The sequence below is a fragment of the Caballeronia sp. LZ029 genome (assembly GCF_031451275.1).
In the GTDB taxonomy this organism is placed as follows: domain Bacteria; phylum Pseudomonadota; class Gammaproteobacteria; order Burkholderiales; family Burkholderiaceae; genus Caballeronia; species Caballeronia jiangsuensis.
In genome coordinates, this window is sequence record NZ_JARUXO010000001.1 from 540,643 (window position 1) to 565,533 (window position 24,891).

General features: G+C 64.8%; 23 protein-coding genes. 14 read left to right on the forward strand and 9 right to left on the reverse strand.

The features are described from left to right. Positions 1 to 130: 130 nt before the first annotated feature. Positions 131 to 1,723: a sensor histidine kinase N-terminal domain-containing protein gene (locus QCE73_RS02575; RefSeq protein WP_309879648.1), complete on the reverse strand. Its 1,593-nt coding sequence runs from the start codon at positions 1,721 to 1,723 to the stop codon at positions 131 to 133. Between the two features lie 5 nt (positions 1,724 to 1,728). Then, entirely contained in the window at positions 1,729 to 2,466 is a 738-nt protein-coding gene (locus tag QCE73_RS02580; protein ID WP_309879649.1) for a response regulator transcription factor, read from the reverse strand. Between the two features lie 252 nt (positions 2,467 to 2,718). On the opposite strand from QCE73_RS02580, the gene recA reads away from it, so the two are divergent. The 8 genes from recA (at position 2,719) to QCE73_RS02620 (ending at position 11,343) form a co-directional block, all read left to right on the forward strand. Then, positions 2,719 to 3,789 carry a recombinase RecA gene (gene recA / locus QCE73_RS02585; RefSeq protein WP_035497811.1) on the forward strand — a complete coding sequence of 357 codons (1,071 nt, stop codon included), beginning with the start codon at positions 2,719 to 2,721 and terminating at the stop codon, positions 3,787 to 3,789. 19 nt (positions 3,790 to 3,808) lie between these two features. Then, positions 3,809 to 4,792 (forward strand): recombination regulator RecX, encoded by a 984-nt coding sequence (recX, locus tag QCE73_RS02590; protein ID WP_309879651.1) that lies wholly within the window; start codon positions 3,809 to 3,811, stop codon positions 4,790 to 4,792. A 117-nt stretch (positions 4,793 to 4,909) separates the two neighbouring features. Next, complete coding sequence (locus QCE73_RS02595; protein WP_309881888.1) at positions 4,910 to 5,563, forward strand: DUF2889 domain-containing protein; 654 nt, start codon at positions 4,910 to 4,912, stop codon at positions 5,561 to 5,563. Between the two features lie 108 nt (positions 5,564 to 5,671). Continuing rightward, positions 5,672 to 6,838 carry an ADP-forming succinate--CoA ligase subunit beta gene (sucC, locus tag QCE73_RS02600; RefSeq protein ID WP_035497814.1) on the forward strand — a complete coding sequence of 389 codons (1,167 nt, stop codon included), beginning with the start codon at positions 5,672 to 5,674 and terminating at the stop codon, positions 6,836 to 6,838. A gap of 101 nt (positions 6,839 to 6,939) precedes the next feature. Further along, positions 6,940 to 7,821 (forward strand): succinate--CoA ligase subunit alpha, encoded by an 882-nt coding sequence (gene sucD / locus QCE73_RS02605; RefSeq protein WP_035497975.1) that lies wholly within the window; start codon positions 6,940 to 6,942, stop codon positions 7,819 to 7,821. 110 nt (positions 7,822 to 7,931) lie between these two features. After that, complete coding sequence (locus QCE73_RS02610; protein ID WP_309879652.1) at positions 7,932 to 8,642, forward strand: TerC family protein; 711 nt, start codon at positions 7,932 to 7,934, stop codon at positions 8,640 to 8,642. Between the two features lie 123 nt (positions 8,643 to 8,765). Further along, positions 8,766 to 9,359: a pilin gene (locus QCE73_RS02615; protein WP_309879653.1), complete on the forward strand. Its 594-nt coding sequence runs from the start codon at positions 8,766 to 8,768 to the stop codon at positions 9,357 to 9,359. 178 nt (positions 9,360 to 9,537) lie between these two features. Further along, entirely contained in the window at positions 9,538 to 11,343 is a 1,806-nt protein-coding gene (locus tag QCE73_RS02620; protein WP_309879654.1) for a Wzy polymerase domain-containing protein, read from the forward strand. A 6-nt stretch (positions 11,344 to 11,349) separates the two neighbouring features. On the opposite strand, the gene moaC is transcribed toward QCE73_RS02620, so the two are convergent. Next, entirely contained in the window at positions 11,350 to 11,847 is a 498-nt protein-coding gene (gene moaC, locus QCE73_RS02625) for a cyclic pyranopterin monophosphate synthase MoaC (RefSeq protein ID WP_309879655.1), read from the reverse strand. A gap of 177 nt (positions 11,848 to 12,024) precedes the next feature. Between moaC and QCE73_RS02630 the strand changes: the two genes are divergently transcribed. Then, on the forward strand, positions 12,025 to 14,034 hold the full coding sequence (locus tag QCE73_RS02630; RefSeq protein ID WP_309879656.1) for a M48 family metalloprotease: 2,010 nt from the start codon (positions 12,025 to 12,027) through the stop codon (positions 14,032 to 14,034). 1 nt (position 14,035) lies between these two features. On the opposite strand, the gene QCE73_RS02635 is transcribed toward QCE73_RS02630, so the two are convergent. The 6 genes from QCE73_RS02635 to QCE73_RS02660 form a co-directional block, all read right to left on the reverse strand. After that, positions 14,036 to 14,620 carry a DUF2946 family protein gene (locus tag QCE73_RS02635; protein ID WP_309879657.1) on the reverse strand — a complete coding sequence of 195 codons (585 nt, stop codon included), beginning with the start codon at positions 14,618 to 14,620 and terminating at the stop codon, positions 14,036 to 14,038. A gap of 6 nt (positions 14,621 to 14,626) precedes the next feature. Beyond that, complete coding sequence (locus QCE73_RS02640) at positions 14,627 to 15,700, reverse strand: YheT family hydrolase (protein WP_250483115.1); 1,074 nt, start codon at positions 15,698 to 15,700, stop codon at positions 14,627 to 14,629. Positions 15,701 to 15,741: 41 nt separating this feature from the next. After that, a complete protein-coding gene (locus tag QCE73_RS02645; protein WP_035497821.1) occupies positions 15,742 to 16,188 on the reverse strand; it encodes a nuclear transport factor 2 family protein in 447 nt (148 codons plus the stop codon). Between the two features lie 191 nt (positions 16,189 to 16,379). Beyond that, on the reverse strand, positions 16,380 to 17,453 hold the full coding sequence (gene waaF / locus QCE73_RS02650) for a lipopolysaccharide heptosyltransferase II (protein ID WP_035497822.1): 1,074 nt from the start codon (positions 17,451 to 17,453) through the stop codon (positions 16,380 to 16,382). A gap of 129 nt (positions 17,454 to 17,582) precedes the next feature. Further along, the gene (locus QCE73_RS02655; protein WP_008351333.1) at positions 17,583 to 17,780 is read right to left on the reverse strand and encodes a zinc-finger domain-containing protein; all 198 of its coding nucleotides are present in this window, start codon (positions 17,778 to 17,780) and stop codon (positions 17,583 to 17,585) included. 65 nt (positions 17,781 to 17,845) lie between these two features. Beyond that, entirely contained in the window at positions 17,846 to 18,766 is a 921-nt protein-coding gene (locus QCE73_RS02660) for a branched-chain amino acid transaminase (RefSeq protein ID WP_309879658.1), read from the reverse strand. Between the two features lie 348 nt (positions 18,767 to 19,114). On the opposite strand from QCE73_RS02660, the gene QCE73_RS02665 reads away from it, so the two are divergent. From QCE73_RS02665 to fba, 5 genes are all read left to right on the forward strand, one after another. Next, positions 19,115 to 19,882 (forward strand): AzlC family ABC transporter permease, encoded by a 768-nt coding sequence (locus QCE73_RS02665; RefSeq protein ID WP_309881892.1) that lies wholly within the window; start codon positions 19,115 to 19,117, stop codon positions 19,880 to 19,882. After that, positions 19,879 to 20,202, forward strand: coding sequence for an AzlD domain-containing protein (locus QCE73_RS02670; protein ID WP_238209858.1), 324 nt, complete (start codon positions 19,879 to 19,881; stop codon positions 20,200 to 20,202). The genes QCE73_RS02665 and QCE73_RS02670 overlap by 4 nt, the downstream gene beginning before the upstream one ends. A 394-nt stretch (positions 20,203 to 20,596) precedes the next feature. Then, complete coding sequence (locus QCE73_RS02675; RefSeq protein WP_035497825.1) at positions 20,597 to 21,787, forward strand: phosphoglycerate kinase; 1,191 nt, start codon at positions 20,597 to 20,599, stop codon at positions 21,785 to 21,787. Positions 21,788 to 21,791: 4 nt separating this feature from the next. Then, positions 21,792 to 23,594 (forward strand): pyruvate kinase, encoded by a 1,803-nt coding sequence (gene pyk / locus QCE73_RS02680; RefSeq protein WP_309879660.1) that lies wholly within the window; start codon positions 21,792 to 21,794, stop codon positions 23,592 to 23,594. A 174-nt stretch (positions 23,595 to 23,768) separates the two neighbouring features. Then, on the forward strand, positions 23,769 to 24,833 hold the full coding sequence (fba, locus tag QCE73_RS02685) for a class II fructose-bisphosphate aldolase (protein WP_035497826.1): 1,065 nt from the start codon (positions 23,769 to 23,771) through the stop codon (positions 24,831 to 24,833). Positions 24,834 to 24,891 lie beyond the last annotated feature (58 nt).

Below are 24,891 nucleotides of genomic sequence, written 5' to 3' on the forward strand. Positions count from 1 at the left end.
ACTGACGGGCAACATCGAGGCCGTAACGGGGATGTTCGCGGAATTGGCCGGCATGTGATTCGAACGATCGTTTAAATTCTTTTAAGCTCGTTCTTCTCGCGCGAGCAAACCGGCTAGGCGAGACTTACGCTCAGGGTTTGTCCCGGGCAGGAAAAACCCGCTGGAGGCTGACCCGTACGAGGGTTCCGGCGAGTCTCGGGCTCTCCTGATACACATGATCTTCGATGGCGAGCGAGCCGCCGTGCATCGTCGCGATCTCCTTGACGATCGCAAGGCCGAGTCCGCTGCCGTCGCCCTCGCGCCCGAGTATGCGATAGAAGCGTTCGACCACGCGCGTGCGTTCCGCGGCCGGAATGCCGAGGCCCGTGTCTTCCACTTCGAGATGCACGAGATCGAGATCGTTATCGTCGGTCCGCACGCGCACGGTGATGCGCCCGCCCGCCGGCGTGTAGCGGATCGCGTTGTCGATCAGGTTCGACAGCATCTCCCGCAACATCACGACGTTGCCTTCCACTTCGACCGGAAACGGCGGCTCTTCATAACCGAGGTCCATACGTTTCGCGAGCGCGGCCTGCACCCAGTCGCGCACGGCGAGCCGCGCGAGATCGGTCAGCACGATCGGCGTGAATATCTGCCCCGTCGCACGATTCTCGGCGCGTGCGAGCGCGAGCAGTTGCGTCACGAGGCGCGCGGCATGCTCGGAACTCATCGCGATCTGTTCGAGCGAGTGCTGCACTTCCGTCGATACATCCTGGCGCATCGCCAGTTCCGCCTGCATGCGCAGGCCCGCGAGCGGCGTCTTCATCTGATGCGCGGCATCGGCGATGAAGCGCTTCTGAAACTCCATGTTCTGTTCGAGGCGCGTGAGCAGATCGTTGAACGACGCGACGAGCGGCGCGATCTCCGGCGGCGCGCTGCCCGCCTGGAGCGGCGAGAGATCGTCGGGGCGGCGCGCGCGGATGTTCGATTGCAGCGCATGCAGCGGCGCGAGCCCGCGCGACAGCCCGAACCATACGAGGATGATCGCGAGCGGCAGGATCACGAACTGCGGCAGGATCACGCCCTTGATGATGTCGTTGGCGAGCTGGCTGCGCTTGTCGAGCGTTTCGGCCACCTGCACGAGCACCGGCTGCGCGCTGTCCGGATCGCGGCCGGGCGCGAGGCCGGGCAGATCGACGGTCGTATACGCGACGCGGATGTCGTTGCCGCGCAGCACATCGTCGCGAAACTCGACGATGCCCGGCTGCGGACGATCGTCGTCGTGCGGCAAGGGCATGTCGCGGTCGCCGCCGACCAGCTCGCCGCGCGTGCCGAGCACCTGAAAGAACACGCTGTCGACGTTATCGGCGCGCAGGAAATCGCGCGTCGCGTCCGGAAGCCGCAATTCGGCGACGCCGTTGACCGGCTGAATCTGGCGCGCGAGCACGTAGGCGTCGGCTTCGAGCGCGCGGTCGAACGGCCCGTTCGCGATCGACTTCGCGACGAGATACGTCACCGCGATGCTCATCGGCCAGAGCAGCAGAAGCGGCGCGAGCATCCAGTCGAGAATCTCGCCGAAGAGCGAACGCGGATGCGTCTCGTCGTCGGGCTCGAGCTCGTCGGGCGGCGCGAAAGGGTTGGCATAGCGCGCGTCGCGCTGGGCGTCGGAATCGTCGGCGCTCGCTTTTGCGTGATTTTTCGACTCTCGCGACTCGGGCGATTCGGTGGAAGCGGGCGACGCCATGCAGGCTACTTATAGTGTTGGCCGACGGCGACGCCCGACGGTTGAGGCCCCGCGCCGTTCGTGCCAGGCGAGGTGACGCCCGCTTTCTCCAGCGTGTAACCGAGGCCGCGTACCGTGATGATCTTCGCGCCGCTCGGCTCGATCTTTTTGCGCAACCGATGCACGTACACCTCGATCGCGTTATTGCTGACTTCCTCGCCCCATTCGCACAGATGATTGACGAGCTGTTCCTTCGACACGAGCCGGCCCGTCCTTTGCAAGAGCACTTCGAGCACGCCGAGCTCGCGCGCGGACAGATCGATGACCTGATCGCCGATCGTCGCGATCCGCCCGACCTGATCGAAGGAAAGCGAACCGTGCTTGACGACCGTCGGGCCGCCGCCCGCGCCGCGCCGTGTGAGCGCACGCACGCGTGCTTCGAGCTCGTTCAGCGCGAAGGGTTTGGCCATATAGTCATCCGCGCCGAGGTCGAGGCCCTTGACGCGTTCATCGACGCTGTCGGCGGCGGTGAGGATCAGCACGGGCATCTGCGAGTTGCGCGCGCGCAGGCGGCGCAGGACTTCGAGACCGGGCATGAGCGGCAGGCCGAGATCGAGTATCAGCAGGTCGAAAGTCTGAAGGGAAAGCGCGGTGTCCGCCTCGACGCCATGCTTCACATGGTCGACGGCGTATCCCGATTGGCGGAGTGATCGGACGAGGCCGTCCGCGAGTATGCTGTCGTCTTCGGCAATGAGGATTCGCATCGTCGTGTGCGCCTTATATTGCCGGCACCGTTTGTCGCCCGGCGCGGCGGTCTCCAGGTGTTTCGTAGTTTTGGCGCGTCTCGCGCGGCGTGGAAAAAAAGCTGCGCCGCGCTGTTGCATGCTTGCAAAAACTACTGTTTTTTTATACAGTGTCTGCGTGAGTGTGAAGCGTGGTTTCGTATGCTCGATCGAGCAACGGAAAAGCCCGTGAACACTGCCTCAGACGCCGTTCATCATAGCAAAGGACGATTCATGGAAGAAAGCAAGAAAGGCCCGGCTGGAATGACTGCGGAAAAGAGCAAGGCCCTGGCCGCCGCGCTCTCGCAGATCGAAAAGCAATTCGGCAAAGGGTCGATCATGCGGCTCGGCGCAGGTGAGGCGGTCGAAGACATTCAGGTGGTTTCCACCGGTTCGCTCGGACTGGACATCGCGCTCGGCGTCGGCGGCTTGCCGCGCGGCCGTGTCGTGGAAATCTACGGTCCGGAGTCGTCGGGCAAGACCACGCTCACGCTGCAGGTGATCGCGGAGATGCAGAAGCTCGGCGGCACGGCAGCGTTTATCGACGCAGAACACGCGCTCGACGTGCAATACGCGCAAAAGCTCGGCGTGAACGCGCAGGATCTGCTGATCTCGCAGCCGGACACGGGCGAGCAGGCGCTGGAAATCGCGGATGCGCTGGTGCGCTCCGGTTCCATCGACATGATCGTCATCGACTCGGTCGCGGCGCTCGTGCCGAAGGCGGAAATCGAAGGCGAAATGGGCGATTCGCTCCCGGGTCTGCAAGCGCGTCTGATGTCGCAGGCGCTGCGCAAGCTCACCGGTACGATCAAGCGCACGAACTGCCTCGTGATCTTCATCAACCAGATTCGCATGAAGATCGGCGTGATGTTCGGCAACCCGGAAACCACCACGGGCGGTAATGCGCTCAAGTTCTATTCGTCGGTGCGTCTGGATATCCGCCGTATCGGCTCGATCAAGAAGAACGACGAAGTCATCGGCAACGAGACGCGCGTGAAGGTCGTGAAGAACAAGGTGTCGCCGCCGTTCCGCGAAGCCATCTTCGACATCCTGTACGGCGAAGGCATCTCGCGTCAGGGCGAAATCATCGATCTCGGCGTGCAGGCGAAGCTGGTCGACAAGGCCGGCGCCTGGTACAGCTACAACGGCGATCGCATCGGTCAGGGCAAGGACAACGCGCGCGAATTCCTGCGCGAAAATCCGGACATCGCACGCGAGATCGAAAACAAGATCCGCGCATCGCTGGGTGTCGCCGCGTTGGGCGAAGCTGCTGTCGCAGGCGCTGCAACGGCCGACGACGAGTAAGCATCAGGCTTGAAGGACGATGCAGAAGCGTCGGTTCGGATCGAAGGCTGACATGGCGGATGACGGAACCGAGAGCGGTTCCGACTCTGCCGATCGCTACGAACGAAGCAGCGAGCGGCGTGGTGCATCGTCGAAGTCGAGCGGCTCCAAACGCAATAGCAAGCAGCGCGCCGACGCGAAGTCATTCGCGTCGGCGCGTCGCGTTTTTGAGCCCGCTAAAGACGGTGTAAACAGCGAGGTCGCCAGCAAAAGCGCCCTGAGTCAGGATCAATCGCGCGCCATTCTGAACCAGGCGACAGGGCAGCCGAAAGCACGTCCCGTCGATCGCGCGCCGCAGCCCGCCGCGCCCGCAAGCAAACCCTCCGAACCCGATCTCATTCCCTTCACGGACCCGTTCGAAGACGCCGATCCTTTCGAGCCCTTCGAACAATGCGCGCCTGCCGAGCCGGCAAGTGGCGAATCGGCCGAACCGGTTTACAGCCGCTCCAGTCAACGCACCCGAAAGCCTTCGGCGACCGAAGTCAACAATCCCAAACGCCCGCAGCGCTCGCTCAAGGGACGCGCGCTCGCGTTTCTCTCGCGGCGCGAATATAGCCGGGCGGAGTTGTCGCGCAAGCTGCGCCCGTACGTCGATGAAGCCGATTTGCTCGAATCGCTGCTCGACAGCCTCGAACGCGATGGCTGGCTGTCGAACGAGCGCTTTGTCGAGAGCGTCGTGCATCGGCGGGCGTCGCGAATGGGCGGCAGCAGGATCATCAGCGAGTTGAAGCGCCATGCCGTCGGCGATGAGCTCATCAGTGAAACCGCCGACAAGCTCGCGCAATCCGAAACCGCGCGCGCCCAAGCCGTGTGGGAGAAGAAGTACGGCGTGCCGCCCGAGACGCCCGCCGAACGGGCGAAGCAGGCGCGCTTTCTGGCCGCGCGCGGCTTTTCGAGCGGCACGATCGGCAAGATCCTGAAGGGCGGCGACGAAGACTGGAGCGAAGAGATCGTCGACGACTGAATGTCGGCCTGCTTGGGCGAAATCGCACGCACGTTTCATTCGTGGAACGCATGTCCGGCTCCAAATACCCAATATGCTAAAATTCCACGGTTTCCCCTGTACCGGCTCACTTCCAGCATGCCTCTCTCGCCTCCCGCTCCCCGACAATTGCGCCACCGTCGCGCGATTCGGCTGGAAGCGTTCGAGCGCGACGATGGCCTCTGGGATATCGACGCCTGTCTAACCGATGAGAAGCCGCGCGACTTTCGCCTCGCCACGGGCGTCCGGCCACACGGCCTGCCGATCCATGAACTCTGGCTGCGCATCACCATCGACCGCAAGCTCACCATCGTCGACGTCGAAGCATCGTCGGACTGGTCGCCCTATGGCGCGCTGTGCGCCGAGTCCAACCCGGTCTATCGCAAGCTCATCGGACTCAATCTGCTCCAAAGTTTTCGCCGCGAAGCCAGCCGTCTGCTGCGCGGCGCGGCCGGCTGCACGCATCTCACCGAACTGTGCGGCGTCTTGCCGACCGCGGCCATTCAGGCATTCGCCGGCGACGTCTGGAAGATCGAGGACGGCAATCCGTTCAATCAATCCGACGCCGCCAATCCCTCCGCCACCGCACCGCAGGACGAGCCGCCGTTCCAGCTCGGCCGATGTCACGCGTTGCGTTTCGAGGGCCCCGCGGTCAAAGAGTATTACCCGCGCTGGTTCGGCCACGCACCCGCCGGGCAAACGGACACCGGCACAACGGTACAGGACAGGCCGGAGACAAAGTCCGCCTCGTAGCGCGCAGGCAGCGCTTGCGCGCACGCATGGAATTCAAACAAGAATCGAAAAATAAGCGGTTCAAGCACATAGAAGTTCACTCCAACTCTCAGACTGAAGGAATCACGCATGAAGATTCACGAGTACCAGGGTAAGGAAATCCTGCGGAAATTCGGCGTCGCGGTCCCGCGCGGCAAACCCGTGTTCTCGGTGGATGATGCGGTCAAGGCCGCGGAAGAGCTGGGCGGCCCGGTTTGGGTCGTCAAGGCGCAGATTCACGCCGGCGGCCGCGGTAAGGGCGGCGGCGTGAAGGTCGCGAAGTCGATCGAGCAGGTCCGCGAATACGCGAACCAGATCCTCGGCATGCAGCTCATCACGCACCAGACCGGCGCCGAAGGCCAGAAGGTGAATCGCCTGCTGATCGAAGAAGGCGCGGACATCAAGAAGGAACTCTACGTCGGCCTCGTGCTCGACCGCGTTTCGCAGAAGATCGTCGTGATGGCGTCGAGCGAAGGCGGCATGGACATCGAAGAAGTCGCGGAAAAGACGCCCGAGCTGCTGCACAAGTTCGCCGTCGAGCCGTCGACCGGCCTGCAAGACGCAGACGCCGATGACCTCGCACGCAAGATCGGCATTCCCGACGCATCGATTCCGCAAGCGCGCGCGATCCTGCAAGGTCTGTACAAGGCGTTCTACGAAACCGACGCATCGCTCGCGGAAATCAACCCGCTGATCCTGACCGGCGAAGGCAAGGTCATCGCGCTCGACGCCAAGTTCAACTTCGATTCGAACGCGCTCTTCCGTCACCCGGAAATCGTCGCTTACCGCGATCTGGACGAAGAAGATCCGGCTGAAGTCGAAGCGTCGAAGTTCGACCTCGCGTACATCTCGCTCGACGGCAACATCGGCTGTCTCGTGAACGGCGCGGGCCTCGCGATGGCGACGATGGACACGATCAAGCTGTTCGGCGGCGAGCCGGCCAACTTCCTCGACGTCGGCGGCGGCGCGACGACCGAAAAGGTGACCGAAGCGTTCAAGCTGATGCTGAAGAATCCGAACCTCAAGGCCATCCTCGTGAACATCTTCGGCGGCATCATGCGCTGCGACGTGATCGCGGAAGGCGTGATCGTGGCGTCGAAGGCCGTGGACCTGAAGGTGCCGCTCGTCGTGCGCATGAAGGGCACGAACGAAGACCTCGGCAAGAAGATGCTGGCCGACTCGGGCCTGCCGATCATCTCGGCGGACAGCATGGAAGAAGCCGCGCAGAAGGTCGTCGCGGCAGCCGAAGGCAAGTAAGCGCGGTTTCGCTTACCGAGCCTAAGAGAGCGTTCCACCAGATACGAATGGCGGTCGCCGAGCGCGAGCTTTGGCGACGCCAAACGAACAGAGGTCACTACATGTCGATTCTGATCAACAAAGACACGAAGGTCATCACGCAGGGCATCACCGGCAAGACCGGCCAGTTCCACACGCGCGCGTGCCGCGAATACGCGAACGGCCGTGAAGCGTACGTCGCGGGCGTGAATCCGAAGAAGGCCGGCGAAGACTTCGAAGGCATTCCCATCTACGCATCCGTCAAGGAAGCGAAGGCGGAAACCGGCGCGACCGTTTCGGTCATCTACGTGCCGCCCGCGGGCGCAGCCGCCGCGATCTGGGAAGCCGTCGAGGCCGATCTCGATCTCGCGATCTGCATCACGGAAGGCATTCCGGTTCGCGACATGCTCGAAATCAAGGACCGCATGCGCCGCGAAAACCGCAAGACGCTGCTGCTCGGACCGAACTGCCCCGGCACGATCACGCCGGACGAGCTGAAGATCGGCATCATGCCGGGTCACATCCACAAGAAAGGCCGCATCGGCGTGGTGTCGCGCTCGGGCACGCTGACGTACGAAGCGGTCGGCCAGTTGACGGCGCTCGGCCTCGGCCAGTCGTCGGCGGTGGGTATCGGCGGCGATCCGATCAACGGTCTCAAGCACATCGACGTGATGAAGATGTTCAACGACGATCCGGACACGGACGCCGTCATCATGATCGGCGAGATCGGCGGTCCGGACGAAGCGAACGCCGCTTACTGGATCAAGGACAACATGAAGAAGCCGGTCGTCGGCTTCATCGCGGGCGTGACGGCGCCCCCGGGCAAGCGCATGGGCCACGCTGGCGCGCTGATCTCGGGTGGTGCGGACACGGCGGACGCCAAGCTCGAAATCATGGACGCGTGCGGCATCAAGGTCACGAAGAATCCGTCGGAGATGGCGCGTCTGCTGAAGTCGGTTCTCTGACATCGAGCGGGCAATTTACGCGAGGGTTTGGTACTCTTACTGATTCCTTTCGTATATAAGCCAACAAAAAGCGAGGGAGCATTGCTTCCTCGCTTTTTTATTTCTGCCTCATGTTTGAATTCTTTTCGACGCTTCACTGGGGCGCGGTCGTCCAGATCATCGTGATCGACATCCTGCTCGGCGGCGACAACGCCGTCGTGATCGCGCTCGCATGCCGTAACCTCCCGGATCAGCAGCGCACGCGAGGCATCGTGCTCGGCACGCTCGGCGCGATCATCCTGCGCGTCGTGCTTATCGCGTTCGCCGTGATGTTGCTCGACATTCCGTTCCTCAAGTTCGTGGGCGGCATGCTGCTTTTGTGGATCGGCGTGAAGCTGATGCAGCCGGATCATGACGAGCACGAGATCAACGCATCGGACCGTCTGTGGGCGGCGGTGAAGACGATCATCGTCGCCGATGCCGTGATGAGCCTCGACAACGTGATCGCGATCGCCGGCGCTGCCGAAGCCGCCGATCCGCGTCATCGGCTCGCACTGGTGATCTTCGGGCTGATCGTGAGCATTCCGCTCATCGTGTGGGGCAGCACGCTGGTGCTGAAGCTGCTCGACCGTTTTCCAGCGGTCGTGCTGGTCGGCGCGGGACTGCTCGGATGGATCGCGGGCGGACTCATCATCGACGATCCGTTCATCGACCGATGGCCCGCGCTCAATACCGAGGTCGCCGGATATGCGGCGCGCGTCGCCGGGGCGTTCCTGGTCGTCGCGCTGGGCTGGCTGCTAAAGCGCCGCGCGCTCGCCGAGGGCAATCGCGCGGCCGGCTGAGCGCGCGCCCACGAAATCTCCTAGGCCACTTGGCCGACTGTTGCTCGTTGCGCTCCCTCCATACGATCGAAGCGTCCTGATCGCATCTCGCGGCGGGGCGCTTTTTGATTTTCTGGAGCAGCAATGACGACGATGGCTTGTGATTTGGACGCGCCGCGCGAACGGCGCGCATGGTGGTTCGGGCGGCGCGCGGACGAAGTGCAGACGCGCGGCTTCACGCTGATCGAACTGATGATCGTGCTTGCGATCGTCGGTGTGGTCGCGGCGTATGCGATACCCGCGTATCAGGATTATCTCGCGCGAAGTCGCGTGGGCGAGGGCATCACGCTCGCGGCGGCGGCGCGGCTCGGGGTTGCGGAGAACGCGGCGAGCGGCGCGGATCTCGCGGGCGGCTTCGCGTCGCCACCCGGAACGCGCAACGTCGAGTCGATTCACGTCGACAGCGACACCGGGCAGATCACGATCGCCTACACGACGCGCGTCGCGCCCGAGGGATCGAACACGCTCGTGCTCGTGCCTTCGACGCCCGATAACGCCGATACCCCGACCGCGCGCATCGCGCTGAGCCGCGGCGTCGTGCAGGCGGGATCGGTGACATGGGAATGCTTCGCGGCGGCGAAAACGGATTCGTCGCTGCCCGCGCCGGGCGCCGGCCCATTGCCCGCGCAGGCGGCGACGCTCCGGGCGAACCTTGCCCCGCCGGAGTGCCGCGCGTAAGCGGTGCGAAAGATCGCGATGCAGGGGGAAGCGCGGCGGCAGGATTTACGGCGCCGCCGCGTCGATGCAGCGTCGTTTTTGCGCGAAAAGCAGCGATTTCGTAGCAATTCCGGCCGTTCGACGGACAGCGGGGGCAAAGTTTTGTATAGTGCGCCGGTTGCCGACGTTCCCTGTCCCTATGCCTTCCCAATACGCACGCTTTCTCTGTTTTGCCGTTCTGTGTCTTGCGTTGACGATTCCCTTCGCGGTCGTCAACCACACGTATCCGATTCCGACTTTCTACGCCGAATACAGCGCGCTCGCGCTCTATCTGGCGCTCGGCGCGACGGTCGCGCTGCTCGTGCGCGTGTCCGAGCCGAAGGTGCCGTTCGCATCGCCGGTCGTCGCGCTGATGCCGCTCGCGTTCGGCCTGCTGCTCGTCGCGCAGACGCTGCTGCTGCCGGTCGCTCAGCCATCGATGAACTGGCTCGGCGGCGCGTATCTGCTCGCGTCGTTCGTCGCGGTGCATACGGGCTTCGGACTCGTGCGGGCGGGGCTCGCGGAGAAGACGCTGAGAATCGGCGCGGCTGCGTTGATGGTCGGCGGACTGTTCGCGGTCTTCTGCCAGATCGTGCAGTTGCTGCATCTCGAAGTGAAGTTCACGCCGTTCGTGGTCGCGTACAACGTGATGGTCGAACGGCGTCCTTTCGGCAACATGGCGCAGGCGAATCACCTCGCGACCGTGATCGCGTTCGCGCTGGCGGGCGCGCTGTATTTCGTGCAGGCGCGGCGGCTCCCGATCGTGCTGTGGCTGATTCTGTCGGCGGTGTATTCGCTCGGCCTCGCGCTCACGGTCTCGCGCGGGCCGTGGCTGCAAACGGCGGTGATCGTCGTCGCCGGATTCTGGATGGCGTTCGTGATCGGGCGTCCGGTCGTGTCGGAAGGTTTCGACGGGCCGGGCCGGCGCGATGTGCGCGCGTGGATCGTCCCGGTTCTGCTTGCAATCGTCTTCTTCGCCGTGAACGCGGCGGTGCGCTGGGCGAACGTCCGCTACGACTTCGGGCTTGCGCAATCGGCGGCGGAGCGCATGCAGGAAGCCAGTCAGATCGCGCCGCGCTTGGCGCTCTGGAAATACGGCTGGACGATGTTCAAGACGCATCCGATGCTGGGCGTCGGCTGGGGCGAGTTTCCGCGTTATCAGTTCGATCTCGTCCGCGATCTCGGCGGCGTGGAGATTGCGAATAACGCGCACGACATCTTCATCGACCTGCTCGCGAAAACGGGCGCGCTCGGCATGGCGATTCTCGTCGCGGGCATCGTGTTCTGGCTGATCCGCGTGCTGCGCGCGCCGCAGACGCCGGCGCGCATTTTCGCGTTGTCGCTGCTCGGCGTGTTGATGATGCATGCGCTCGTTGAGTATCCGCAGCAGTACATGTTCTTCCTGATGCCGGCGATGCTCGTCATCGGGCTGCTTGAGACGCGGCCGCTGCGGCTCGTCGCGCGTCCGCTGTCGTATGGCGTGTATGTCGTGCTCGTGCTTGGCGGGCTGGCGGCGCTTTATCCGACGCTGCGTGACTACAATCGCGCCGAAGTGCTCTATTACGGCTCGCGGCCGGCGGAGCAGTATCGCGACAATCCTTCGTTCCTGTTCACGGCATGGGGCGAATACGGTGCGGCGACGCTGCTGCCGATCAACGCGCAGAACGTCGAGGCGAAGCTCGCCGCGCACAGGAAGGCGATCGCGCTGTTGCCGGGCGAAACGGTGCTGCGCCGATACGCGGTGCTGCAGGCGCTCGCCGGACAACGCGCCGAAGCGCTCGACACGATGGCGCGCCTGAAGATTTTCGCGACGCAACTACACGACTGGCCGAAGCAGCTTGCCGCCGTCTACGATCTGGTCGATGAAGCCGGCACGTCGCTGGCTCCCTTCAGGGCGGATCTGGTGAAGCTGTATGGGGTGCCGGCGCAGAGTCAGGTGCCGTCAGCGGAAGACGACGAGGAGTGAGGAAGGTCAGGGTGCCGGCGCTGTTTGATCCGCCGCCACCCAGTCGCCCGACTTCCCCCCATGCTTCTCCATCACGCGCACGTTCGTGATGGTCATCCCGCGATCCACCGCCTTGCACATGTCGTAGATCGTGAGCAATCCGACCTGCACGGCGGTCAGCGCTTCCATCTCCACACCCGTGCGCCCGACCGTCTCCACGCGCACTTCGCAATGCACGCCGGGCAGCGCTTCGTCGATCGTGAAATCCACCGCGACGCGCGTCAGCGCCAGCGGATGACACAGCGGGATCAGATCGGCGGTGCGTTTCGCGCCCTGAATCGCGGCGATGCGCGCGACACCGAGCACGTCGCCTTTCTTCGCGCGGCCTTCGCGGATCAGCGCGAGCGTGCCGTCGAGCATCGCGATCGAGCCGCGCGCCACGGCGATGCGCCGCGTTTCGTTCTTCGCGTTGACATCGACCATGTGGGCCTCTCCGGCGGCATCGAAATGGGTGAGTCCGGACATAGCGTCTCCTTCGAATGGGCGCCTATCATACCAGCGTGATTTCGCGCGGTTTTTCACGAAACGTCGGCCGTCCGCGGCCACGTACGGCCGACGCGAGACGCCCCACACGCAACACTTGATACGATAAGCTCGTTTTAGTTTTCGAGCCGACCATCGGCGCTTCGACCGTTTCGCGCCATGCATCCGACACGTCCGAGCCGCGTGCTCATCTCCCTGCTGTGCATCGCCCTCGCCATGCCGCCCGCGGCGTTGGCGCAATCGGGCTCGCCTTCCGCGAACGCGACGGGCACGCTCGCGGCGTCGCAATTGCGGTCATCGCAGGAAAATGTCGGGAGCGATGTGCCGGCCAACGTCGCGGAAGGCGTTTTCGGCGTCTACGGCGGCGCAGAAAGCCGCTTCGCGAATCGCCCCGGCACGATGTCCGGCCTGCGCGCGCCGCTTTCGTCGGTGCAGCTTCCGGATCTCGGCGATGGCTCCGGCGGCTCGCTCACTCCGCAGGCCGAGCGCAAGGTCGGGGAGCGGATGATGCGCGAAGTGCGCGCCGATCCCGACTATCTCGACGACTGGCTGCTGCGCGACTATCTCGATTCGATCTCGTCGAAGCTGTCCGCCGCCGCGGCCGTGCAGTATCTCGGCGGCTATCGGCCCGACTTCGACCTGTTCGCCGTGCGCGATTCGCAGATCAACGCGTTCTCGATGCCGGGCGGCTTCATCGGCGTGAATACGGGTTTAATCGCCGCGACGCAGACCGAATCGGAACTGGCGTCGGTGATCGGCCACGAAATGGGGCACGTGCTTCAGCGTCACATCGCACGGATGCTCGGCACGCAGGAAAAGAGCACATACGCGGCGCTCGCCGCGATGGTCGCCGGCATGCTCGCGGGCCTACTCGCGCATAGCGGCGATCTGGGCATGGGCATCGCGATGGGCGGCCAGGCGTTCGCCGTCGACAATCAACTGCGCTTCTCGCGGGCGGCCGAGCACGAGGCCGATCGCGTCGGCTTTCAGATGCTCGCCGCCGCCGGTTACGACCCGTATGCGATGGTCGCGTTCTTCGAGCGCCTCGACCGCTATTCGATGGCCGATAACGGCGTGCCGCCCTACGTGCGCACGCATCCGCTCACGACGGATCGCATCGCCGACATGGAAGGCCGCGCGCGGCGCGTGCCGTACCGGCAGCCGCGTCAATCGGCGGAATATGCGTTCGTGCGCGCCCGCGCCCGCGTGCTCCAGGTGAACTACGCGAGCGACTATCGCGAGGTCGCGAGCCGGCTCAAATCGGAAATCGAGGATCAGACGGCGCTCAATCCGGCGTCGAACTGGTATGGGATCGCGCTCGCGCAATCATTGATGGGCAATTACGACGCCGCCAGCGACGCGCTCGCCAAAGCGCGCAAGCTGTTCGAGGGCGAGGAGGCGAGCACGGCGGCGGCATCGGCGCAGGTTCGGCAGGAGGATCGCGCGCGGCCATCGCAGGAAACGGTCGCGGCCGCGCCGGCCGTGACGTCGCGCAAGGGCGGCGAGCAATCGCTGCGCAACGCGGACCCTTCGATGACCGCAACGCCGCTCAACAACGCACGGGCGGCGCTGAATCTCGGCAACGCGCCGCAGCCCGATTCGACGCCAGCGAAGCCGTCTCGCGCGAGCAGCGACATCGCTCTGCCGCCGGTTCATGTAGAAGGCCGGTCGGCGCCGGCGCCGGCGACGAAAGCCCAGCCCGCGCCGCCGGCGCTACGCAGCACGCCGAGCCTCGACGTGCTCGCGGCCGACATCGCGCGCCGCGCGGGCCGCAACGACGACGCGATTCGTCTCGCGGACATCGCGCAAAAACGCTGGCCGGAATCGCACGCGGCCATCGACGTGCATCTGCAGGCGCTGCTTTCCGCACGCCGCTTTGCCGAAGCGCAGACGCTCGCACGCCGCGAAACGCGCGCCGAACCGGCGCGGCCCGACTGGTGGTTCTATCTCGCGCAGGCGAGCGCGGGTCTCAACGATCCGCTGCAACAGCATCAGGCGATGGCCGAGAAGTTCGCGCTGGACGGCGCGTGGCCATCCGCGATCCGGCAACTGAAGGAAGCGCGCGATGTGAAGACCGCGAGCTTCTACGATCTCTCGACGATTTCCGCGCGCCTGCGCGATTTCGAGACGCGCTACAAGGAAGAGCGCGAGATGGAGAAGAACAGCTAGATCAGTCTTTCTTCGCGGCGGCGCGGTCGGCGGGACTCGAGACGAAACCGAAGCGCGTCGCGACGTCGGCGCGCGCGATCGGCTGCACGGGCAGATCGACGCCATCGCGCCAATGGAACACGCCGCCCTTGCCCGCATCGTCGAGCGACGCGTGATTCGCGAACAGTTCTATATCGTGATCGTGCAGGGCGGCCACGCGCGCGGGCGATGCGTCATCGGAAAAGAGGATGCCGCCTTCGTCGTCGATGAACGCGTGCGCAGGACCGAACGACGCGCCGGCCTGATCGGTCAGGCGCAATGTGCCGTCCGCCGCGTGCAGGCGCACGATCCACGGCGTGTACGCCAGCTCGACGTACACGCGCTGCGGACCGTTCTGGAAGAACCACTGACCGTCGGCATCGCTCTCGTAGTTGCGATTGATGAAGCCCAGCAGCGCTTCATGCCGGATCGGCGTGCCGAGTTCGCCGGCGGTCTGCGCGGCGTCGTCGCGCATGCGCCACTGGCCGCGCCGGTCGAGCAGCAGCCAGCCCGTGCAATGCGGAACATTGGGCCATTTGGCGAGCGCCTGCCTGACGATTTCATCCATGGTGGTTCACGAAACGAAGTTCTCCAGATAACCGAACACGCGCAGCGACAGCCAGTCGATCCGGCCGGGAAACGGTCCCGTCATGAAGCCGACGTGCCCGCCGTGATTCGGCTGGTCGAGCGTGACGCGCGCCGACACTTCGGCCACCGACGGCAGCGCGAACTCGGGCAGGAACGGATCGTTGCGCGCGTTCAGAAGCAGCGCGGGCACTTCGATGTGCTTCAGATGCGCGCGGATCGTCGCTGTCGACCAATAGTGATTGGTGTCGCGAAAGCCGTGCAGCGGCGCGGTGACGACGTTGTCGAATTCGTAGAGCGTGCGCGCGGCGAGCACGGCGTCGCGATCGTAAAGACCGGGATACTGGCCGAGCTTCGCGAGCGCCTTCTTCTTCAGCGACTTCAGAAAGCTGCGCGTATAGACCATGCCGAAGCCCTGCGAAATCGCGAGGCCGCCCGCATGGACGTCGAGCGGCGCGGAGATGGCTGCGGCGGCACTGACGATCGACGCATCCTTGCCGTTCTTGCACAGCCAGTGCAGCAGCACGTTGCCGCCGAGCGATACGCCCGCCGCGACGATCGGCCCGGGATGCGATTGCGCGAGCCGACGCAGGATCCAGTCGACTTCGGCGCTGTCCGCGAGATGATAGAAGCGCGGCAGCAGGTTGAGCGGGCCGCTGCAACTGCGAAAATGCGGCACGACGCCGTGCCAGCCGCGCGCGCGGGCGGCGGCCATCATCGTGCGGGCGTAGTGCGAGTCGGAATTGCCTTCGAGGCCGTGAAAGAGCACGAAGAGCGGGGCGTTCGCGGCGGGTTCGTCGCCGGGATCGTGCGTGAGGAAGTCGAGATCGATGAAATCGCCATCGGGCGTGTTCCAGCGCTCGCGGCGATAACTCACGGCAGGCTTGCGGCCGAACAGAGCAGGGACGATGGTCTGCGCATGGCTCGTCGGCAGCCAGCGCGGGGCGTTATAGAGCCAGTCCGCCCCCGGCAGCCCCGGCACGCGCGCGGTTGCCTTCAGTGCTACGGCAGGCGCTTTGTCCACGAACGACGAATCGTGTTTCAACAACGGATCGCGCTTCATGGCCCCTCCCCGACAGACGTCTTCTTCAGCGCTTCAAGTCTTCAGTGCAGCGGTCCCTGGCCGTGACGCAGCTTCGCCGCGAACTGGCCCGCCGTTTCCATCGGCATCTCGCTCGCGTGAATATGCGCGATGCGCCATTCGCCGCGCTCGTGAACCATCACGTAAGTCGTGTAGATCATGCGCGGTACGCTCGCCGGCGTGGCCGGCTGATGCGCCTCGGCGATCGCATACACGACCGTCCCCAGGCTGTCGTACACGCGGATATCGAGCGGCTCGATGGTTACCGCCTGCGTTTCGAATTGCTTGCCGAGACCGGCGCGGATGCTTTCCAGCCCGTGCAGATGCGTGCCGTCCGCGCAGACGCAGGTGGCGAAATCCTCGTCGATCCACAACGACATCACACTGTCGATGCTGTTGTCCGCGACTGCCTGATAGTAAGCGTTGAGAGTATCGGCGGCGGCTTCGAAGAGGCGGGCGAAACGTGGCATGGCTCGTGGGTCTCTGGCATTCGGTGCTGCGCGTCGCGCGAAGCCGCTGATGGCGGCAGGCAACGGAACGGCGCGCTGCATCGGTCATTGGTCAAAGCATGCCCCCGTTCGGAGACATTCGCGTGTCCGCACCCGCACACACGGCTGGAAACCGTCTTGTTGGACACGCGTTTCGACGCGTGAGCGCAACATCAACGATGCGCGAGCAGCATCCCGCGCAGATCGCCGAAGACCTGTTCGGCCGAGAGTTCGCGCAAGCAGTTCAGATGGCCGAGCGGACACTCGCGGGCAAAGCACGGACTGCATTCAAGATGCAGCCATTGTACCTTTGCGAGATCGGACAAGGGCGGCGTGTGGCGCGGATCGGTCGAGCCGTAGACCGCGACGAGCGGCCGGCGCGACGCGGCCGCGACGTGCATCAGGCCGGAATCGTTGGTGACGACCGCGCTCGCCCGCGAAATGAGCGCGCACGCTTCGCCGAGCGAGGTCTGACCGCACAGGTTGCGGACCATCGGCGCGCGCTCCGCGATGGCCTGCGCGATCGGCGCATCTTTCTTCGAGCCGAGCGCGATGATGCGCGCATACGGGAACGACTGCGCGATGAACTGCGCGAGCGACGCGAAATGCTCCGGCGGCCAGCGCTTGGCCGGGCCGTATTCCGCGCCCGGACAAAACACGACGAGCGGCGCGCGCGTGTCGAGATCGAAGCGCGTCGAGACGCGAGCGGCCTCGTTCGGATCGGATTCGAGACGCGGCACGGGAAGGGTCTGCGCGTCGGGCGCCGCGGCCGCTTCGGGCTGCGCGAACCTGTCGACGAACGGCAGCTTCGCGCCCGGCGTGTAGGCGAGGGCGGCGTAATGCGCGGTCATCGGCGGGCGCTCGGTCTTCGGCGGATTCGCGTGGCGCACGTTCAAGAGCCCGTAGCGGCTCTCGCCCTTGTAGCCGATGCGCAAGTTGATGCCCGCCATCCACGGAATCAGCGCGGATTTGACGGAGTTGGGCAGCACGTAGGCGGCGTCGTAGCCGACATCGCGCAAATCGCTCGCAAGCTGCCAGCGGCGCAGCAGTTGCAGCTTGCCGTGGGCGAGGTCCGTCGCGTAGACATCGCGGATCTCGGGCATGCGTTCCAGCACGGGCGCGACCCAGGTGGGCGCGACGGCATCGATCGCGATGCGCGGATGGAGCTTGCGCAAGAGCGTAAAGAGCGGCTGCGCCATCAATGCGTCACCGATCCAGTTCGGTGCTATAACCAGCGCACGGCGCATCTGTCGTTATCCGATCTCAAAATAAACGCGGCCCACCGCCTTGGGGCGGGCCGTCGATTGGTGTGGGTTGACGTGCGCCGATGCTGCGCGGCGCAAACGATCAGGGCGCGGCCGGCGCCCGACGGCTTCTCAGTGACCGCCCTTGAGCACTTCGCCGTCTTTCAGCTTGTAGCGCGTGCCGCAGTACGGGCAGCGCGCTTCGCCGTGCGTCACGTCGATGAACACGCGCGGATGCGTGCTCCAGCGCTGCATCTTCGGGTTCGGGCAGAAGGCGGGCAGGTCCTTCGCCGACAATTCCACCAGCGGCATTTCCTTCAGGTCGCTCATTGCTATCTCTTGTCAGATGTCCAGCGCGCGGCGAGCGTTCGGCCCGCCGCGTCGCATGAGGTCGATTAAACCTTCGCGAGCCAGCTCGCGTATTTCTCGTTCTTGCCGCCGACGACGTCGAAGAACGCACTTTGCAGCTTTTCCGTGATCGGGCCGCGCGCGCCGGAGCCGATGGTGCGGTTGTCGAGCTCGCGGATCGGCGTGACTTCGGCGGCGGTGCCGGTGAAGAACGCTTCGTCGCAGGTGTAGACCTCGTCGCGGGTGATGCGCTTTTCGATGACCGGGATGCCGAAATCGCGCGCGAGCGTGATGACGGTGTCGCGCGTGATGCCGTCGAGGCACGAGGCCAGGTCCGGCGTGTAGATCTTGCCGTTGTTCACGAGGAAGAAGTTCTCGCCGGAGCCTTCGGACACGTAACCGTCGACGTCCAGCAGCAGGGCTTCGTCGTAACCGTCGGCGACGGCTTCCTGATTCGCGAGAATCGAGTTCACGTACCAGCCGGACGCCTTCGCGCGGACCATCGACACGTTCACATGATGGCGCGTGAACGACGACGTCTTCACGCGGATGCCCTTCGCGAGGCCGTCTTCACCGAGGTACGCGCCCCACGGCCAAGCGGCGATGGCCACGTGGATCGTATTGCCCTTGGCCGAAACGCCGAGCTTTTCCGAGCCGACCCAGATGATCGGGCGGATGTAGCAGCTTTCCAGATCGTTCGCCTTCACGACTTCCAGTTGCGCGGCTTCGAGCGTGGCGGCATCGAACGGGACGTCCATCTGGAAGATCTTCGCCGAGTTCAGCAGGCGCTTCGTGTGTTCTTTCAGGCGGAAGATGGCCGTGCCCTGCGCGGTCTTGTACGCGCGCACGCCTTCGAAAACGCCCATGCCGTAGTGCAACGTGTGCGTCAGAACGTGGATCTTGGCATCACGCCAGTCGATCAGCTTGCCATCCATCCAGATCTTGCCGTCGCGGTCGGCCATTGACATACGGTTCTCCTAGCTGTCTCGGTTCAAGTGGGTTTCGGCAGGCCGCCCGCGTTCTGAAGGGGCAGCGGCGCCCGGCGCGCTTTCTTGCGTGGATTCCTTGGGGAAGACGCGCGGCGAGGGCGCAAAGGCAGCGAAAGACCGTCATTTTAGCGTCTTTTCGCGACGAAACCGATCTTGGAGCGCCTTTCACGACGCTATAATTTCCCTTTCGCCGTCCGCTGAAAAAAAGCGGAACGAAACGGCGAAGCTCACCATTTCCGATTTTCCCGGTTTTTCCCGATCCATCGCGCAATCGATCGAGGCCGCGCAATGGCATCACGGGTTGTCCTGTTCGCCTCGCATTCGCTCATGCTCGACCGGCTGTCCGACACGAATCGCCGCGCGTTTTTCGAGGGCGTGCGCACCTTCTCGCCCGCCGTCCTGGCGACGTTCTCCTGGGGTCTCGTGACCGGCATCGCGATGACGAAGTCCGTGCTGACCGTGCCGCAGGCGCTCGGCATGTCGTTCGCGGTGTACGCGGGCTCGTCGCAACTCGCGGTGCTGCCGCTCTTCGCCGCGAAGCTGCCGCTCTGGACCATTCTCCTGACCGCCGCGATGGTCAACCTGCGCTTCGTCATCTTCAGCGCGGGGCTCGCGCCGCATTTCTCCTATCTGCCGCTCAAGCGCCGCCTGCTGCTCGGCTATTTCAACGGCGACATCATCTACCTGATGTTTTCGAAGCGCAATTTTCCGGTCGGCTGGCAGCCCGGCAAGGAAGCGTTCTTCTGGGGGCTGGCGGTGTCGAGCTGGCTGTCGTGGCAGAGCTCGTCGGTGATCGGGATTCTGCTCGCGAGCCTGATCCCCGATAACTGGGGCCTCGAACTCGCGGGCACGCTCGCGCTGATTCCACTCATCGTTTCGGCGATCGCGACGCGCTCGACGCTCGCGGCCGTCGCCGTCGCCAGTGTGGTCGCGCTGCTGGCGTTCGATCTGCCGTATCGCTTCGGCCTGCCGCTCGCGGTGTTCGCGGCGCTGTTCGCGGGTACGCTCGCGGACGTGATCGCGGAGCGCACCGGACCGAAGCCCGTCGCCGGCGACAAGGACGACAAGCCCGCCGCGACGAGGCCTCTCCGATGAGCGCGCTGCACGTCTGGCTCGCGATTCTCGGCATGGGCCTCGTCACCGCGGTGACGCGCGCGCTCTTTCTGATCGGCGGCGAGCGCATGGTGCTGCCGCCGCGCGTGCAGCGCGTGCTGCGCTACGCGCCCGCCGCGGCGCTCGCGGGCGTCGTCGTGCCGGATCTGCTGGAGACGTCCACGGGCATTTCGCTCGCACTGTCGAATCATGCGCTGTGGGCGTCGGCGGCCGGGCTCGCATACTACTTGTGGCGGCGCGGCATGATGGGCACGATCGCCGTCGGCATGCTCGTGTTCACGCTGCTGCGGCTCGCGGCGTGAAGTCGCCGAGCGTGATGAATGCGTCGTCGCCAAATACGCGTCATCAACGATTGCCCGCTAAAAGCCGTCAAGGCGATCGGTTAAAATGATGGTCTTTCCCGAGTGAGCGAGGTCGAAAGTGTGTCCGGCAGTCACCGCGCTACGATTTTCCAATCCGCCGCTCCCGGCTGCGTCGCTGCGCCCGAGCGGGTCTCGCGCGCATCTCCGGATTCATCTGTCCGATCCCTTTCTCCCGCTTCCGGCACGCGCGTTCGGCTTTACCGCGCGGCCTTCGCCTCCAGCCTGATCCGCGCGCGAGCCGTCCTGCCCGGCGGCCCGCACGCGGCGACTCCACGAACCGGCCGCCCCGACGGCCGTCCCCGCCCGAACCGCTTCTTTACCTACGTTGACTCCCATGACGAAAGTACTGCGTTTCACCGATCTGATCGCCGAAGGCAAAGTCTCCGGCAAGCGTGTGTTCATCCGCGCGGATCTCAACGTGCCGCAAGACGATAACGGCAACATCACCGAAGACACGCGCGTGCGCGCCTCCGTCCCGGCGATCAAGGCCGCCCTCGACGCGGGCGCGGCCGTGATGGTCACGTCCCATCTGGGCCGTCCGACCGAAGGCCAGTTCAAGCCGGAAGACTCGCTCGCGCCGGTCGCCGCGCGTCTGTCGGAACTGCTCGGGCGCGACGTGCCGCTCGTCGCCGACTGGGTCGACGGCGTTCAGGTCCAGCCGGGCAACGTCGTGCTGCTGGAAAACTGCCGCTGCAACAAGGGCGAGAAGAAGAACGACGACGGCCTCGCGCAAAAAATGGCGAAGCTCTGCGATGTCTACGTGAACGACGCGTTCGGCACCGCGCACCGCGCCGAAGCCACGACGCACGGCATCGCGAAGTACGCGCCTGTCGCGTGCGCGGGCCCGCTGCTCGCCGCCGAACTCGACGCGCTCGGCAAGGCGCTCGGCAACCCGAAGCGTCCACTGGTCGCGATCGTCGCGGGCTCGAAGGTGTCGACCAAGCTCACCATTCTGAAGTCGCTCGCCGAGAAGGTCGATCAGCTGATCGTCGGCGGTGGCATCGCGAATACGTTCATGCTGGCGTCGGGTCTCAAGATCGGCAAGTCGCTCGCGGAAGCCGATCTCGTCGACGAAGCGAAGGAAATCATCGAGCAGGCGCGCACGCGCGGCGCATCGGTGCCGATTCCGAGCGATGTCGTGACGGCGAAGGAATTCGCGCCGACCGCGAAGGCGGAAATCAAGCCCGTCGCGGATGTCGCCGACGACGACCTGATCCTCGACATCGGCCCGGATACGGCCAAGGCGCTCGCGGCGCAGCTCGAAACGGCCGGCACGATCGTCTGGAACGGCCCGGTCGGCGTGTTCGAGTTCGACCAGTTCGGCAACGGCACGAAGACGCTCGCGCAGGCGATCGCCAGCTCGTCGGCGTTTTCGATCGCGGGCGGCGGCGACACGCTCGCGGCCATCGCGAAGTACAACATCGCCGACAAGGTGAGCTACATCTCGACCGGCGGCGGCGCGTTCCTGGAGTTCCTGGAAGGCAAGACGCTGCCCGCGGTGGAAGTGCTCGAGTCGCGGGCTTAAGGCGTTGACGGCCCGAAGCAATCCGGCGAAAGCAGGAAAGAAGGGCGCGCAAGCAGCCGGCGGCGCGCAAGACGAAGTGACGCAGGACGTGATCGACAGCGGCGCGCTCGATGCCGCCGCTGAAGCAGCCCTGGCGATCGCGGAAGCGGCTCAACCCGATCAGGCATCACCCGAAGGCGAAGCCGCGGCCGCAGTGCCGCCGACGCCTCCGGTCATCATCGGCGGCCTGCCCGCCCATGCCCTGAAAGAAATCGACAAAGCGACGCCGGCACGATCCGGCGCGCGCGCGCAACCGGTGAGCAACACCTCGCCGCAAGCGCAACGTGCTCGCAGCGTAGTTACGGGCGATCCTACTGAGACGAGGAATTCCATGCATCGCGCTACAAAGATTGTTGCCACCATCGGCCCGGCTTCCACGAGCCCTGACATCCTGCTGCAAATGCTGCAGGCGGGTCTCGACGTCGTACGTTTCAACTTCTCGCACGGCACCGCCGACGACCACCGCCAGCGCGCCGAAATCGTCCGCGAGGCGGCGCGTCAGGTGGGCCGCGAAGTCGCGATCATGGCGGACCTGCAAGGCCCGAAGATCCGCGTCGGCAAGTTCGAGAACAACAAGACGATGCTCGTCGCGGGCAATCCGTTCATCCTCGACGCCAACTGTCCGCTCGGCAACAACGAGCGCTGCGGCCTCGATTACAAGGATCTGCCGCGCGATCTGCGCGCGGGCGACGTGCTGCTGCTCAACGACGGTCTCATCGTGCTCGACGTGACGCGCGTGATCGGCGAGGAAATCCACACGACGGTGAAGGTCGGCGGCGAGCTCTCGAACAACAAGGGCATCAACCGCCAGGGCGGCGGCCTCACCGCGCCCGCGCTGACCGAGAAGGACATGGAGGACATCAAGACGGCGATGTCGCTCGGCGCGGACTTCGTGGCGGTGTCGTTCCCGAAGAACGCAACCGACATGGAGATGGCGCGTCAGCTCGCGAACATCGCGGGCGCGCCGTACGGCATCAAGCCGAAGATGATCGCGAAGATCGAGCGCGCCGAAGCGATTCCGGCGTTGCAGGGCATTCTCGACGCATCGGACGGCATCATGGTCGCGCGCGGCGATCTCGCCGTGGAAGTGGGCAACGCGGCGGTGCCGGCGCTGCAAAAGCGCATGATCCGCATGGCGCGCGAGTCGAACAAGCTCGTGATCACCGCCACGCAGATGATGGAATCGATGATCCACGCGCCCGTGCCGACGCGCGCGGAGGTGTCGGACGTGGCGAACGCCGTGCTCGACGGCACCGACGCCGTGATGCTCTCCGCCGAGACCGCAGCAGGCAAGTATCCGGTGACGACCATCGAAACGATGGCCGCCATCTGCGTCGAAGCGGAGAAGTCGGAAGAGTCGCAGCTCGATCGCGATTTCCTCGACCGCACGTTCACGCGCATCGACCAGTCCATCGCGATGGGCGCGCTCTTCACCGCGTATCACCTGGGCGCGAAGGCCGTGGTCGCGCTGACCGAATCCGGCTCGACCGCGCTGTGGATGTCGCGTCACTGGACGCACGTGCCGATCTTCGCGCTGACGCCGCGCGTGTCGAGCGAGCGCACGATGTCGCTGTACCGCAACGTGACGCCGCTGCACGTCGATACCAACATGGACCGCGACACCGCGCTGAATCAGGCGCTCGAAGTGGTCGTGTCGAAGGGCTACGCGGCGCGCGGCGACATGGTCGTGCTCACCGTCGGCGAGCCGATGGGTCAGGCGGGCGGCACCAACACGCTGAAGATCGTGCGTGTGGGCGACCACTTCTAAGCGTATTCGGGAAGTCCGGAGCGCCCGCCGCGCGAGCAGCGGCGGGCGCTCGCTCAAGCGCGCAAGACGACGCAGACCGATGCGTCAGTCCACGCAACGATAAAGCCGAAAACCGCCCGAGAGCGGAATCGAGCGCGCTGCAGAATTCGTTTCACATCATGGAGTTTCACCACAATGCCTCTCGTATCAATGCGTCAACTGCTGGATCACGCGGCCGAACACGGCTACGGCCTCCCGGCATTCAACGTCAACAATCTGGAACAAGTGCAGGCGATCATGTCGGCCGCGAACGAAGTGAACGCGCCCGTCATCATGCAGGCGTCCGCCGGCGCGCGTAAGTACGCGGGCGAAGCGTTCCTGCGTCATCTGATCGAAGCGGCCGTCGAGTCGTATCCGCATATTCCGGTCGTGATGCATCAGGATCACGGCCAGTCGCCGGCCGTGTGCATGGCCGCGATCCGCTCCGGCTTCACCAGCGTGATGATGGACGGCTCGCTCGAAGCCGACGGCAAGACCGTCGCGTCGTACGAATACAACGTCGCGGTGTCGAAGCAGGTCGTGGAGTTTTCGCATTCGATCGGCGTCACCGTCGAAGCGGAGCTGGGCGTGCTCGGCTCGCTCGAAACGATGAAGGGCGACAAGGAAGACGGCCACGGCGCCGAAGGCACGATGACGCGCGAGCAGCTTCTCACCGATGTCGAGCAGGCCGCCGACTTCGTGAAGCAGACCCAGTGCGATGCGCTGGCGATCGCGATCGGCACGTCGCACGGCGCGTACAAGTTCTCGAAGAAGCCGACGGGCGATATCCTCGCCATCGACCGCATCCGCGAAATTCACCAGCGCATTCCGAACACGCACCTCGTGATGCACGGCTCGTCGTCGGTGCCGCAGGAACTGCTGGCTGAGATACGCGAATTCGGCGGCGACATGAAGGAAACCTACGGCGTGCCGGTCGAAGAGATCCAGGAAGGCATCAAGCACGGCGTGCGCAAGGTGAACATCGATACCGATCTGCGCCTCGCGATCACCGGCGCGATTCGCCGCTATCTGTTCGAAAATCCGTCGAAGTTCGATCCGCGCGATTACCTCAAGCCCGCGCGCGAAGCGGCGAAGGAAATCTGCCGTCAGCGCTACATGCAGTTCGGTTGCGAAGGCATGGCGGGCAAGATCAAGCCGGTTTCGCTCGACAAGATCGCCGAGAAGTACAAGTCCGGCGCGCTCGCGCAGATCGTGAAATGAGCGCGAAATAAGCCTGATCTGAGCCAGGCGTTATTTGTAAAGTAAAATCAACGGGTTC

Coding starts and splice junctions, on each gene's coding strand:
- QCE73_RS02575 (WP_309879648.1), bottom strand. CDS start 1,723: ATGGCGTCGCCCGCTTCCACCGAATCGCCCGAGTCGCGAGAGTCGAAA.
- QCE73_RS02580 (WP_309879649.1), bottom strand. CDS start 2,466: ATGCGAATCCTCATTGCCGAAGACGACAGCATACTCGCGGACGGCCTC.
- recA (WP_035497811.1), top strand. CDS start 2,719: ATGGAAGAAAGCAAGAAAGGCCCGGCTGGAATGACTGCGGAAAAGAGC.
- recX (WP_309879651.1), top strand. CDS start 3,809: ATGCAGAAGCGTCGGTTCGGATCGAAGGCTGACATGGCGGATGACGGA.
- QCE73_RS02595 (WP_309881888.1), top strand. CDS start 4,910: ATGCCTCTCTCGCCTCCCGCTCCCCGACAATTGCGCCACCGTCGCGCG.
- sucC (WP_035497814.1), top strand. CDS start 5,672: ATGAAGATTCACGAGTACCAGGGTAAGGAAATCCTGCGGAAATTCGGC.
- sucD (WP_035497975.1), top strand. CDS start 6,940: ATGTCGATTCTGATCAACAAAGACACGAAGGTCATCACGCAGGGCATC.
- QCE73_RS02610 (WP_309879652.1), top strand. CDS start 7,932: ATGTTTGAATTCTTTTCGACGCTTCACTGGGGCGCGGTCGTCCAGATC.
- QCE73_RS02615 (WP_309879653.1), top strand. CDS start 8,766: ATGACGACGATGGCTTGTGATTTGGACGCGCCGCGCGAACGGCGCGCA.
- QCE73_RS02620 (WP_309879654.1), top strand. CDS start 9,538: ATGCCTTCCCAATACGCACGCTTTCTCTGTTTTGCCGTTCTGTGTCTT.
- moaC (WP_309879655.1), bottom strand. CDS start 11,847: ATGTCCGGACTCACCCATTTCGATGCCGCCGGAGAGGCCCACATGGTC.
- QCE73_RS02630 (WP_309879656.1), top strand. CDS start 12,025: ATGCATCCGACACGTCCGAGCCGCGTGCTCATCTCCCTGCTGTGCATC.
- QCE73_RS02635 (WP_309879657.1), bottom strand. CDS start 14,620: ATGGATGAAATCGTCAGGCAGGCGCTCGCCAAATGGCCCAATGTTCCG.
- QCE73_RS02640 (WP_250483115.1), bottom strand. CDS start 15,700: ATGAAGCGCGATCCGTTGTTGAAACACGATTCGTCGTTCGTGGACAAA.
- QCE73_RS02645 (WP_035497821.1), bottom strand. CDS start 16,188: ATGCCACGTTTCGCCCGCCTCTTCGAAGCCGCCGCCGATACTCTCAAC.
- waaF (WP_035497822.1), bottom strand. CDS start 17,453: ATGCGCCGTGCGCTGGTTATAGCACCGAACTGGATCGGTGACGCATTG.
- QCE73_RS02655 (WP_008351333.1), bottom strand. CDS start 17,780: ATGAGCGACCTGAAGGAAATGCCGCTGGTGGAATTGTCGGCGAAGGAC.
- QCE73_RS02660 (WP_309879658.1), bottom strand. CDS start 18,766: ATGTCAATGGCCGACCGCGACGGCAAGATCTGGATGGATGGCAAGCTG.
- QCE73_RS02665 (WP_309881892.1), top strand. CDS start 19,115: ATGCTCGACCGGCTGTCCGACACGAATCGCCGCGCGTTTTTCGAGGGC.
- QCE73_RS02670 (WP_238209858.1), top strand. CDS start 19,879: ATGAGCGCGCTGCACGTCTGGCTCGCGATTCTCGGCATGGGCCTCGTC.
- QCE73_RS02675 (WP_035497825.1), top strand. CDS start 20,597: ATGACGAAAGTACTGCGTTTCACCGATCTGATCGCCGAAGGCAAAGTC.
- fba (WP_035497826.1), top strand. CDS start 23,769: ATGCCTCTCGTATCAATGCGTCAACTGCTGGATCACGCGGCCGAACAC.